The sequence below is a fragment of the Pseudoflavitalea rhizosphaerae genome, assembly GCF_003991355.1.
GTDB classification, from domain to species: Bacteria; Bacteroidota; Bacteroidia; order Chitinophagales; family Chitinophagaceae; genus Pseudobacter; species Pseudobacter rhizosphaerae.
In genome coordinates, this window is sequence record NZ_RCSU01000005.1 from 103,417 (window position 1) to 114,908 (window position 11,492).

The 11,492-nt window shown below is 48.4% G+C and carries 11 protein-coding genes; 3 read left to right on the forward strand and 8 right to left on the reverse strand.

The features are described 5' to 3' along the window. Positions 1-29 precede the first annotated feature (29 nt). Together D9Y29_RS10290 and D9Y29_RS10295 are read right to left on the reverse strand one after the other, a co-directional pair. On the reverse strand, positions 30-398 hold the full coding sequence (locus D9Y29_RS10290) for a helix-turn-helix domain-containing protein (protein ID WP_206513757.1): 369 nt from the start codon (positions 396-398) through the stop codon (positions 30-32). A 36-nt stretch (positions 399-434) separates the two neighbouring features. Continuing rightward, entirely contained in the window at positions 435-1,028 is a 594-nt protein-coding gene (locus D9Y29_RS10295) for a YdeI/OmpD-associated family protein (RefSeq protein WP_127127710.1), read from the reverse strand. 163 nt (positions 1,029-1,191) lie between these two features. On the opposite strand from D9Y29_RS10295, the gene D9Y29_RS10300 reads away from it, so the two are divergent. The 3 genes from D9Y29_RS10300 to D9Y29_RS10310 all read left to right on the forward strand — a co-directional run bounded on the left by D9Y29_RS10300 (position 1,192) and on the right by D9Y29_RS10310 (position 4,746). Beyond that, positions 1,192-2,694: a flavin-containing monooxygenase gene (locus D9Y29_RS10300; RefSeq protein WP_127127712.1), complete on the forward strand. Its 1,503-nt coding sequence runs from the start codon at positions 1,192-1,194 to the stop codon at positions 2,692-2,694. A gap of 178 nt (positions 2,695-2,872) precedes the next feature. Beyond that, entirely contained in the window at positions 2,873-3,721 is an 849-nt protein-coding gene (locus tag D9Y29_RS10305) for a universal stress protein (RefSeq protein WP_127127714.1), read from the forward strand. Positions 3,722-3,735: 14 nt separating this feature from the next. Then, positions 3,736-4,746: a sodium:calcium antiporter gene (locus tag D9Y29_RS10310; RefSeq protein ID WP_127127716.1), complete on the forward strand. Its 1,011-nt coding sequence runs from the start codon at positions 3,736-3,738 to the stop codon at positions 4,744-4,746. 9 nt (positions 4,747-4,755) lie between these two features. Here D9Y29_RS10310 and D9Y29_RS10315 read toward each other — a convergent pair whose 3' ends face one another. From D9Y29_RS10315 to D9Y29_RS10340, 6 genes are all read right to left on the reverse strand, one after another. Then, positions 4,756-5,763 (reverse strand): prenyltransferase/squalene oxidase repeat-containing protein, encoded by a 1,008-nt coding sequence (locus D9Y29_RS10315; RefSeq protein ID WP_127127718.1) that lies wholly within the window; start codon positions 5,761-5,763, stop codon positions 4,756-4,758. Then, positions 5,723-6,826, reverse strand: a complete 1,104-nt coding sequence (locus D9Y29_RS10320; protein ID WP_127127720.1) for a hypothetical protein — start codon at positions 6,824-6,826, stop codon at positions 5,723-5,725. The genes D9Y29_RS10315 and D9Y29_RS10320 overlap by 41 nt, the downstream gene beginning before the upstream one ends. 2 nt (positions 6,827-6,828) lie before the next feature. After that, positions 6,829-7,581, reverse strand: a complete 753-nt coding sequence (locus D9Y29_RS26510) for a hypothetical protein (protein WP_164735351.1) — start codon at positions 7,579-7,581, stop codon at positions 6,829-6,831. 35 nt (positions 7,582-7,616) lie between these two features. Then, on the reverse strand, positions 7,617-8,330 hold the full coding sequence (locus D9Y29_RS10330; RefSeq protein ID WP_127127722.1) for a hypothetical protein: 714 nt from the start codon (positions 8,328-8,330) through the stop codon (positions 7,617-7,619). Positions 8,331-8,587: 257 nt separating this feature from the next. Then, the gene (locus tag D9Y29_RS10335) at positions 8,588-10,135 is read right to left on the reverse strand and encodes a sigma 54-interacting transcriptional regulator (protein ID WP_127127724.1); all 1,548 of its coding nucleotides are present in this window, start codon (positions 10,133-10,135) and stop codon (positions 8,588-8,590) included. Next, a complete protein-coding gene (locus D9Y29_RS10340; RefSeq protein ID WP_241237893.1) occupies positions 10,135-11,244 on the reverse strand; it encodes a vWA domain-containing protein in 1,110 nt (369 codons plus the stop codon). The genes D9Y29_RS10335 and D9Y29_RS10340 overlap by 1 nt, the downstream gene beginning before the upstream one ends. Positions 11,245-11,492 lie beyond the last annotated feature (248 nt).

The window sequence follows — 11,492 nt, forward strand, 5'->3', positions numbered from 1 at the left end:
GTGAACTTTTCGGATTTTTTACCGGATTACTACTTCTTTTTTTCATTCCTGTAATCACCGGGAGTGAACCCTGTCAACTTCTTGAAGAACTTTGAAAAATTGGAAGGGTCGTAGGTCAGTTTCATGGCGATCTGTGCAATGGAAAGATCGGATTCAATCAGTAATTCCTGGGCTTTGCTGATGATCTTTGCATCATAGAAATGGCAGGGAGGGTGCCCTTTCTCTGTTTTGATGATATCGGTGAGATGCTTGTGGGAAACGGCCAGTTCGCGCGCAATGCGGTTCAGTTCGAAGAAATCAGGTACATCTCCGTTCACAACATCTTCAATATGATGGTCCAGGAATTCAAAATATTGAGTTGCTATTATAGTACTTCTACTGATTTTATTCTTTTCCATAGGCAACATTGATTCAGATGATCAAATCGGTTACTCCTAATCGTTAAGCCCCTTGCCTGCAAGTATCAATTTTGTACATTTTTCCACTCTCTCAGCACGGGTTTTGGATTGTTTGGCGGATGAGAAATGCAAAAGATATCCTCTCTGGCGGCCAGGCGTCAATGCCTCGAAAGCCTTTTTGAGTGCAGGTTTGCTGTCGAGCTTTTTCTGGAATTCTTCCACTACCGGATATTCCTCCACCTTTTTCAGTTTCACTTTCAGTCCGGCCCTTTCCACTTCGATGGCTTCATACACATATGTTTTCAGTGCGGTTTTCAATTTGGTGATCTGTTTCGCATTGGTGAAACGGACCTGCCGGGCGCTCTGTACATTTTCTGATTGTTGTACCAGGATGCCGTTTGGATCGTTGAGCAGCGCGCCTTTGAAGAAAAGTAGTGCGCAGTATTCCTTGAAACCGTGTATCAGAACGATATTCTTATTCTGGTATGTATAACAGGCCTGTCCCCATTTCAGTTCTTCATCCAGTTGACAATCCAGCAGGATCGTTCTCAATTGTTCGAATTCATCATGCCATGCTTCGGCATTGGCGAAAAAATCGTCAGCGGCGGAGATGGTCTTGCTTTTTGCCATAAAAAGGTGTTTTTAAAAGGTAGTGACTAAAATTAATGAAAATGAGTGGTATCCCGTTTAGCCGATTTTGTCTTCCGTTAAGCAACAACCCGCAATCATTAACCGGCGGGTAAGTGAACTAACAGTGAAGGTTAGCTTTGGTTCAACAATTAAAACAGATCCCATGAAACATATCGGCATTATCGGGGCCGGCATCAGCGGTCTCGCCACAGCAAAAGCGTTCATCGAGAAAGGATACCAGGTTACTGTCCTGGAAAAATCGTCCAGTGCAGGGGGAGTATGGGAGAGAAGCCGCTCCTACGTTGGCGTTGCAACACAAACCACCAGGGATGAATATGCTTTCTCTGATTATCCGATGCCGGCAGGTTACCCTTTGTGGCCTTCAGGAGAACAGGTGCAGGCTTACCTGGAAGGATATGCGAAAAGATTCCGGGTATTTCCGCATATCTGGTTCAATGCTAAGGTGAACACACTGAGTTTCCGGGAAGGCGCCTGGCATATGGAGGTAACGGACCTGAAGACCGCTGAAGATAAATACATGCGATTCGATTTTGTAGCTATTTGCACAGGCACATTCCACAAACCATATATTCCTGCTGTTGCAGGTAGTGAGAGTTTTTTGCAGGAAGGAGGAGAGATACTTCATTCCAGCCAGGTGAAGGATGCGAATATGTTGAAAGGAAAAAAAGTTGCGGTAGTGGGCTTTGCCAAATCGGCTACGGATATTGCAACAACAGCGGCCGACAATGCGGCAGCCTGTACTTTGCTCTATCGTAAGGCACAGTGGAAGGTACCACGCTATTTCGGAAATAAAGTGAATATGCGATTCCTGCTGTTCTCACGATTATCGGAGGCATTCTTCAGTGCGCCACGCAAATCATTCGGGCAAAAAATATTGCATTCAATAGGCAAGCCGTTGGTATGGGCGCAATGGAGAGGATTGGAAGCCTTACTGAAAATGCAATTCAAACTGAAAGCCTGTGGAATGGTGCCAAAACACAGGATCGAAGATCAGATCAGTTGCAGCCTGGGTGTTGCACCGGAAGGATTTTATGAGAAAGTGAGGTCAGGGCTTATCAATGCGAAACAGACCACTATTGCCAGAATGGAAGGGAAGAACGTGATACTCGGCAATGGTGAAACCATCCAGCCTGACATGATCGTGTTTGGTACAGGCTTTACACAGGAACTGCCTTTCCTGGAGCCTGCGTACAAACAATTCATCATCGGGCAGAACGGACAATACCGGCTGTTCAGGAATATCATCAACCCGCAATTGCCTCAACTCGGATTTGTGGGATTCAATTCAAGTTTATTCACCACGCTTACTTCTGAAGTAGCGGCCAACTGGCTGGTGCGGTATGCGGAACAGAAACTGGCGCTGCCTTCCGTTGAAAAGATGAATAAGGAAATGGACTATATGGAGAAATGGCGCAGCAGCAGCAGGCCTATTGCTTCGGAATTCAGCGGAACCTGCATCGCTCCGTTCAATTATCATCACCTGGACCTGCTGATGAAGGATATGGGATTGAAAAGGAAACTGAGCTTGTCGCCAATTGAATATTTCAAGCCGATCAATCCTAAAGATTATCACCATTTGCTGCGTGGAAAAGACAAAGCCGTAGTACGGGCATTGAAGCAGGAAGCTGAATACCAGTTCTATTGAACAACGATAATGTACCTGAAACCATGTAATACACAGGCACCTCGGGCGCCTGTGTATTTTTTTTGATGTTTTTGGAAATTCTCATAATCAATTCAGCATATGAGCTTCGTCATTCCTCATAACTTATTTCTATCTCAAATTTATCCGTGTAATAATTTTGATCATAAGTAATTGAATTATGAAACGTCTGTTAGTTCCCACGGATTTTTCTCCTGCTGCAGAAAAAGCATTCCGTTTTGCAGTGGACCTTGCTCAGAGAGCGGGGAGTTCCATTATTCTTTACCACGTTCATATTCCGCTCGAAAACGTTTTTATCGGAACCATGCAATCGCGAAAACAGTACAATGAACGATGCGAAAAAAATATCAGGAGGCGGCTGCAGCGGCTCATCAAAAAGGTTATAGAAGGAATAAGCGGGGTAGAGGTATCTGCAGTTATCGGACGCCCTCCTTTGGTTGGCAGCATACTTGATTTTGCTGCAATCAATCAGGTAAACCTGATTGTGATGGGTACTCAGGGATGCAGTGGGCTGAAAAGAGTTATTGTAGGCTCTGTATCTGCAAGGATTGCAGATAGATCAGACAGGCCGGTTTTGCTGGTGCCGGAAAAATATGTGCCGGGAGAAACCAGCCATTTTGTTTTTGCTACCAAATCTTCTGGAAATGACCAGGCTGCCCTTTCAATAGTTGAAGAAATTGCCAAATTGTATGATGCAGCCATAACGGTCCTTCATTTTCAGGATATTTGTGAACCGGTATTTGAAAAGGAAAAAGATAAACATAACTTTGAACAGTACGCCTGCAACCAGCAAAGACGATCCGGCGCTGTAAAGGTCCGTTATCAACTGCTGGACGCTATATCGGTAATTGAAGCAATGGAAACGCTGGACCAGCGGGTTCCTTATGATGTGATGGTGATGGTGAGGAGAAACAAGACTTTTCTTAAAAACTTCTTTGTGAAAAGTATCACTAAAAATATGGCTTATGTAACCCAAAAGCCGCTACTGGTGATCCCTGAACAAGTATAGAAAATATTTTCAACTTGGAAAATCTTTATCTCAACATCTCTGGCTTTATCTTATGTGCTGCCGTTATCATTTTTAGCGGCTCAAAGCTTTCCTTCTATGGCGATAAGATTGCTGAGCTGACGGGAATGGGGAAAGCCTGGGTAGGGCTGATCATAATGGCCTCAGTTACATCCCTGCCTGAACTGATAACAGGCATCAGTTCCGTGGCGATCGTTAAAGTGCCGGACCTGGCGGCCGGCGATATCTTCGGCAGCTGCGTTTTTAACCTGCTTATTCTTTCTGTATTGGATGCCCGTGTAAAAAGACCCCTTCTGTCTGAAGTGAAGTCGAGCCATATCGTTGCGGCAATTTTTGGGATCATCTTGCTAACGGTGGCAGGAATGGCTATTTACCTATCTGACCAGGTTCCGGGCATACTCTGGATGAGCAGTTTTACATTCCTGATTTTCGCTATTTACCTTATTGCTGTATGGGGCATATATAAGTATGAACATGCTTCCCTGGTTGAATCGCCACCATCAACTGTTGTTCTTACCGCTTCGCGTTCGGCGGAATTGAGAAGAGCGGTAGGCAATTATGCGCTGAATGCCCTGGTAGTGATCGGGGCAGCGGTGTTCCTTCCTTTTTTTGGTGAAAACATTGCAGCCCGGACGGGCCTGGGTAATTCTTTTTTCGGAACACTATTCATTGCCGCAGCAACTTCGCTGCCTGAACTGGTAGTATCGCTGGCCGCATTGAGAATAGGAGCGCTGGATATGGCGGTAGGGAATTTGCTGGGCAGTAATGTTTTCAATATGTTCATACTTGGCGTTGATGATGTTTTTTACAGGCAGGGCTCAATTTTCAGGAATATCTCCTCTTCACACCTGATCTCGGTATTCATCACTATTCTAATGACAACAGTAGTAGGGCTTGGTCTGCTTTTCAAGCCAAAGAAAAAGCATCTTTGGCTGCTGAGCCTTGATACATTCATCATTCTTTTCCTGTACCTGGTACTGATGATCTACCTGTTTGCTAAAAAATAATGATACGGTTCAGCTACAGGATGAAAAAACTCTTACGATGCCGGGAGACCCAAATGTTGCCAATACTGTTTTCAATGCAGTTAGTGCCATTGCCGTGCTCATCAGTTTATTTTTGTCTGTAAAAGCTGAAGAGTGATCGTTTCCCTGTTGTATTTTTTCAAACTGTTTTGGAACAAGCAATAGTTGAGCCGGGGGCCAGCTTCCATCGTCTATTTGTTTATCAAGCAGGTACCGGGTATAACTTGTGGCAAGATATGCGCCGGACCCACACAATAAAGCGATCTTCAGCAGTTGTGCCGCTTCAAAAGCGGTTTGAGGGATTATTTCCTTTTTCAGCCAGGTAATTGCTGACTGCCGGATAGTTACGGGGATCCCACCGCTGGTTTGAAGGAATTCCAGGTTGATGGCGATGGCATAGGCGTCGGAAGCCCACCAGAATGATCTCCAAAGTCCATTGCCGGCACTGTTGATGCAATGGTTCCGCAGGAGGAAAATAAGGCGGGTCATTTCAGTAGCCTGCAAGGCCGTTTTGCTGGAATAGCATTTCAACAGAGCCAGGCCGATCATCGGTTGTACGTCTGCGTGATTACCTGCCCAGCTACCGAACCTTTCCTGCAATAAGAAAGTTCTGGTGCTGCCATTTTCATGAATATAGTTCTGCAGGAGGGCAGCCAGTAAAGTGCCGGGCAGGGCTTCCAGGGAAGCGAGCGCCCGGCAGGCCCAAGCGGTGGAATCGCCATCTGTTGCGGTATGGCGGTTATAGCCCCAGCCAGTGGGACGTTGCAGGTTAAGTAATGCCTGTATGGCTGCATTCACGATCGGAACGGGAACCGAAGATGGCTGGGCACCGGTGAGACTATACAAAACAGTGGCGGTGGTCCAGGCTTCCGAGGCGCCTGGTTCCAGTTGGTAATCGCGCCAGCAGCCATCAGCATCCTGTTGTGAAATCAGAAAATGCTCTGCCCGCTGCACGGCATCAGTTACTGCCTGCGGGTTGAAGTGAATGAGGTTTAGCATAAACGGTCAGGTGATCGATGCCGCTATCCACTCCCAGGCTGATGTATTCCACATCGCATCCGTTGAAGCAGTGGCGGAGATCAGCAAGGAAGGAGGGAAGCTGGCTGTTATCGAATTGGAATTGTTGCACCAATTTGTGTAAAAATGGAATAAAGTTTTCGGCTTTTGCAAAGCGCTGACAAGCCACATCGATCTTGGTGCGCGAGATCAGTGGCTGTAAAACTCCTTTCTTATCCAAATGGAAATCATAACCTAGTGTAATGCTTTGCCGCGCAAATGGTCCGAAGTTTTCCAGGATGGCATTACAGAACCAGTGTATTTCATTTTTCACCAGGGATGCATCTCCTGAAATAGATCCCATAATACTCTCTTCGGATGGTTCCTGCATTCCGGCATACAAACGGATACCCCTGACCGAACCGCTGATCACGATGCCCAGTCCAACGGGTATGGCATGAGGCGAAGTTTGGGCAATGAGTTTCTCCAGCACCGGCGCAATACTATCGTCGCTGAATTCGGTAAGCACATCGGCCACACGCTGCCATCGTTGCAGGGCATTGCCATGACGAAGATTGAGGTACATACGTAATTCAGTATGCGTTTCTGAAATGGAAGTGCCGAGCCAGATGCCTCCCCACCAGTTTTCCAGTTCAGCGCTGTTGGCGGGGAATACATGATGGATGATCCTGTTCACCTGTTCTGCGGCTTGCTGCCAGCCCATGATCTGCAACAGTTCATCAGCGGCCCGGAGGGAGCAGTTGATCTGCTCGGGTACGGTAATGCCGGTGCCGCCGGGTTCCACCAGCACGCGGAAGGCCGGGGCTTCCTGCTCACGGGTTAGTTTAACCGAAAATACCACCGGCGTTCCGTCTACGCATATGGAGGCTGCACGCAGGGGAGTGGTTACGGGCCGGATGTTGAACGTTGGTTTCAGTAACGATTGCCAAAGCTGGTTGTATTGGGAGGAAAGCCTGCTGCCGTCTGTATATCGTTGACCTATAACCGTAGTTTCTACCAGCGCAATCCTGCGCTGATAGAAACTGTTGAGTGTTGGTTGTATCATGATCAGGGTTGTTCAATGATGTCAACTGTAGCGGGGCTGCCGGTTGCTGCGGTAGCTCCGTTTGTTCCGTCTTCTCCCGGATCGCCGGTAGTGCCGCCATCGCCTGAGCTGCTGCCGCTGCCGGGATTACCACCGGGGCCGCCGGGACCACCCTGACCTCTTGCACCAGGTGCGCCGGGAGGGCCGCCTGCCAGTCCGTCCACGGGATCTGCGATCACATTCGGGAAGAGGGCATTGGGGTCGTAGAGGATCACGATATGGCCGCCATTTCCACCGCTGCCGGCATTGCCGCCGTTGCCACCGCGACCTCCACGACCACCTTTGCCGCCATTGCCGCCTTTTCCGTCTGCGGCATGAGGCTCGCAGCCTTTGCCGCTGCCGCCCTGACCGCCGTTGCCTCCGTTCTGACCTTGCTGTCCCTGTCCGCCATTGCCACCATCACCACCGTTACCACCTCTGCCGCCGCGGAAATTTAGTGTGATGGTTCCCGTGAGGAAAGTACTGTCTATCGTCACAACAGCGCCGTGTGAACCGTTGCTGCCATGACCGCCATTGTTGCCTGGATGTCCCTGCGCGCCCTGTCCGCCATGTGCGCCTGCGCCGCCATTGGTGGGCTTTTCATCGCCCCAGGTGCTGCATTCTGCATCGCGGCCGCCGGGGCCGTTCGCTGCTGTTGTATTGGGAGCCGGTGGCGCTCCTGCGCTGCCGGTCAGACCGTTAACGCCATCGTTACCCGGACCAGTAAACATTGCCATAAAATATGTTTTAAAGTGTTAGTAGTATTGAATGATCAAACAGGTACATGTTTGATATGATAAGCATGCAGTTTGGAATTGTTCGCCATTCTGATCTGGCCATCGCCATACACGATCACGTTCACGAAGAACATGGCTGCAAACCCGTTGAAGAAAACGGTTTCACCGGGACAAACGATCAGCTCCTGCGCCACGAAAGTGGGCAGCTCCCTGGCTTTACCGATCATGTAGTCCACAACCGCTTTGTAAGGCTGACGCTGCATGCGCTCTTCTTCCACGTAACCGTGGAGCAGGTTATGCGCCATATCATGCAGTGCGATCCTGCCTGGCGCATCCAGCGAAGTGAATTTGAATTTTGCTTCTGCCGGAAGATGTTGCATCTGCACTTTCCTGATATTGGTGCTGGCTCTCATCTTCCTTTCCCTGGCCAGCACTTCATTGGGAGTGCCTACCAGCGCTTTGAGTTTTTGCAGTGAATCACAGGTAACCGGGCGAATGAATTCCCTGATCTCTCCGATATGAGGATCGAAGGTTTGTTTCGGATGAAGGATCACCGGTCCAATTTTTTTCAGTCTGCAGATCAGTGGCATCTGAGGCATCTCTTCCACTCTGCGGAATCCGAAGAGTTTGAGCTTCGGCTCCAGTTTTTTAAGATCGGGCTTCATGATATGCTGCTTGTAATCCTTTACAGGATCAACTTTCACAATATCCGTCCGCCCCCTGACCGGCGCTTTCTTTTTTGCGTTCATGTCTGGGATGTTTATGGTTAAAGAATAAAATGGTTCCAGAAAAATCTGTAACGGATAGGGTTGGTGGAGAGGGACCAATTTAGGGGTTGCAATAATCAGAGAGTGGGATGGTGTAATTTCCGGTGGTGGAATAAAGTTAGATGCTGTTGCTGCATCTACCAAAAAAACGGCATACCCTAAAAGTGTTATGGATAAGAAAAAGCCGCTCTGCACGTGGCTTTGAGCGGCTTATTAAGTAGATGTACCGTATGGTACAGTTAGTTAAAATCTTCGTTATCAAATTCTTCATCTGAATAAGAAGTAGTATTACCTAAATTCAGCATGGAGCCCATCAGGTCTTTGAATTCGATCTTGTTTTCCACTATTTTTTTACTGATCAGGGAAAAAGAACTGAGTCCGTGCAACACAAACTCCATCAGTAAAGCTGCTTCTTTTTCATTCGCCTGCCTGTAATATTTTTTCACCAGCGCATGCAATCCGTCAACTTTATAAAGCTGTTGTATTTTTTGTTCGTCTTTCAGATTGAGAAAGAGATCGAGCGTATTGCCTTTATCGAACCAGGCCTGGATGCTGCGGTAGGGATTCTCTTCCTGTTGCGCCTGTGTCCGTTTCTTCTTCAGTGATTCAGGATTGGGGAAGTAGTTCACGAACTGGCTGCGGATGGATTTCTCCAGCAGGTTCATGGCTACCTGGAAGGGGCCTTCCTGTTCTCCTTCATACACCAGTTCAATTTTTCCCGTAATGCTGGGTACAACGCCCACGAGATCGCTGACCCATACCTGCGTTTGTTGCTCACCGTTGATCACGGCCCTGCGCTCTGCGGCGCTGATGGCATTCTCCAGGGCAGAGATGCTGAGGCGGGCGGATACGCCGCTTTTCTTGTCTACCAGTTCGCTGCTGCGCGCTTCAAAGGCGATCTGTTCCACCATGCGTTTCAGCAGGTCGCTGATCTCAACAAGGCTGGATTGCTCAGGCAGGATATCTGCTTCCTGTTCGGTGATGGCAAGGGCAGTATCGATATTCTTTGGATAGTGTGTGAGAATCTGGCTTTCGATACGGTCTTTCAGTGGCGTAACGATGGAGCCGCGGTTCGTATAGTCCTCAGGGTTAGCAGTGAACACGAACAGGATATCCAGTGGCATCCGGAGTTTGAAGCCGCGGATCTGGATATCGCCTTCTTCAAGGATATTGAAGAGGGCCACCTGGATGCGCGCCTGCAGGTCAGGCACTTCATTGATCACGAAGATGCCGCGGTTGCTGCGTGGAATGATGCCATAGTGGATCACCTGTTCATCGGAGAAATTGAGTCGCAGGTTAGCCGCTTTGATGGGATCGATATCACCAATCAGGTCGGCCACGCTAACATCTGGCGTGGCGAGCTTTTCGCCGTAACGTTCGCTGCGGTGCAGCCAGTGGATGGGCGTTTCATCGCCATAGGTGGCTATCTGGTCGAGTGCATAACGGCTGATGGGGTTGAATGGATCATCATTGATCTCGCTGCCTGCTATCACGGGAATGTATTCGTCCAGCAGTTCTGTCATCTGCCGGGCCATGCGTGTTTTTGCCTGTCCGCGCAAACCGAGGAATAGCATATTGTGCCGGGAGAGCAATGCCCTCTCCACATCGGGAACAACAGTGTCTTCATAACCGATAATGCCCTTGAAAGTGTTCTCCTGCTGCTGCAGTTTCGCAAGGAGGTTTGTTCTGATTTCGTCTTTGACAGAGCGTGACTTATACCCGCTCGATTTCAATTGACCGAGAGTAGTGATACTTTTCCCGATTGTTGTTGTATTATTCTTTTTCATTAAAACACAGTCTTTCTTTTACCGCTCTCAAAGTCACGGAAGATAAAGGCCCCCAATCTGTCGAGCGATGCAAAGAACGCCTTACCGCTGTTGGTTTCTGTAAATTCCTGTACAAAGCGCTGCAGATATGGATCTGTAGCGATCATGAAAGTGGTGATGGGTATTTTTAATTTTTTACATTGTGCGGCCAGGTTGAGGCATCGGCTGGTGATCTTTCTGTCCAGCCCGTAACTGTTCTTGTAGTAACGTTTTCCACTTTTCAAACAGGTGGGCTTTCCATCTGTGATCATGAAGATCTGCTTGTTCGGGTTCTTTCTCCTGCGAAGCAGGTCCATGGCCAGTTCAAGCCCCGCCACGGTATTGGTATGATAAGGTCCTACCTGCAGGTAGGGGAGGTCTTTTATTTCCACAGGCCAGGCGTCGTTTCCGAATACAACAATGTCCAGCGTATCCTTCGGATATTTTGTGGTGATGAGTTCGCTGAGCGCCATGGCCACTTTCTTTGCCGGCGTAATGCGGTCTTCACCATAAAGGATCATGGAGTGGGAGATATCGATCATCAGCACAGTGGAGGTTTGCGCCTTGAAATCCGTTTCGCGGATGGCCAGGTCATCTTCCTGCATATTGAATGCTTCGATGCCGTGGTTGATCTGCGCATTGCGGATACTGGTGGTGAAATCGATCTGCTCCAGCATATCACCGAACTGGAAAGGTCTGGTTTCGGGATTCTGTTCATCGCCCTGACCGGGTTTGAAAGAATGGTGGTCTCCTGCTTTTGTTTTTTTGAGTTTACCGAAGATCTCTTCCAGCGAGCGTTTGCGGATGCCCTGTTCTGTTTTTGGTGTGATGGTGATCTCCCCGTTGACGGAATTCTCCTGGATAAAGCCTTTGTCCCGAAGGTCCTCGATGAAATCACCCATGCCATATTCATCATTTGTGAGCTCGTATTCTTTGTCAAGCTGGTTCATCCAGCTGAGGGCTTCGCTGACATCCCCGTTGGTGTAGGTGAGCAGTTGCATGAATGCGTCCAGCAACTGGTCGAACTTACTTTTCCCGTTCTGATTGGGATCGAATTTATTGAACCTGAATCCTATCACTGCACTAATCATTTAAATGGTTACGATCACTTACCTCAATTTAAGGATATTTTGGGGTATGAGATGAGAATAGTACGAAACGTATCTATCTAATTACAAATCAGGGTTGAATTTGTTTGACGGGACAACGCGGTGGGGCTGACGCAAAAGGCTGTTACATTTCATTGCGCTGTGCCCACTCGCTCGCCTCCGGCGAGTGAGTTTCGTTCCGTCGCCTCCGGCGACACAGCGTTCGCCGGAGGCGAGCAAATATAAGTCAC

What these genes read in the sequence shown, in the direction of transcription:
- D9Y29_RS10290 (WP_206513757.1), bottom strand. Translation starts at nt 398, where the DNA reads ATGGAAAAGAATAAAATCAGTAGAAGTACTATAATAGCAACTCAATAT.
- D9Y29_RS10295 (WP_127127710.1), bottom strand. Translation starts at nt 1,028, where the DNA reads ATGGCAAAAAGCAAGACCATCTCCGCCGCTGACGATTTTTTCGCCAAT.
- D9Y29_RS10300 (WP_127127712.1), top strand. Translation starts at nt 1,192, where the DNA reads ATGAAACATATCGGCATTATCGGGGCCGGCATCAGCGGTCTCGCCACA.
- D9Y29_RS10305 (WP_127127714.1), top strand. Translation starts at nt 2,873, where the DNA reads ATGAAACGTCTGTTAGTTCCCACGGATTTTTCTCCTGCTGCAGAAAAA.
- D9Y29_RS10315 (WP_127127718.1), bottom strand. Translation starts at nt 5,763, where the DNA reads ATGCTAAACCTCATTCACTTCAACCCGCAGGCAGTAACTGATGCCGTG.
- D9Y29_RS10320 (WP_127127720.1), bottom strand. Translation starts at nt 6,826, where the DNA reads ATGATACAACCAACACTCAACAGTTTCTATCAGCGCAGGATTGCGCTG.
- D9Y29_RS26510 (WP_164735351.1), bottom strand. Translation starts at nt 7,581, where the DNA reads ATGGCAATGTTTACTGGTCCGGGTAACGATGGCGTTAACGGTCTGACC.
- D9Y29_RS10330 (WP_127127722.1), bottom strand. Translation starts at nt 8,330, where the DNA reads ATGAACGCAAAAAAGAAAGCGCCGGTCAGGGGGCGGACGGATATTGTG.
- D9Y29_RS10335 (WP_127127724.1), bottom strand. Translation starts at nt 10,135, where the DNA reads ATGAAAAAGAATAATACAACAACAATCGGGAAAAGTATCACTACTCTC.
- D9Y29_RS10340 (WP_241237893.1), bottom strand. Translation starts at nt 11,244, where the DNA reads ATGATTAGTGCAGTGATAGGATTCAGGTTCAATAAATTCGATCCCAAT.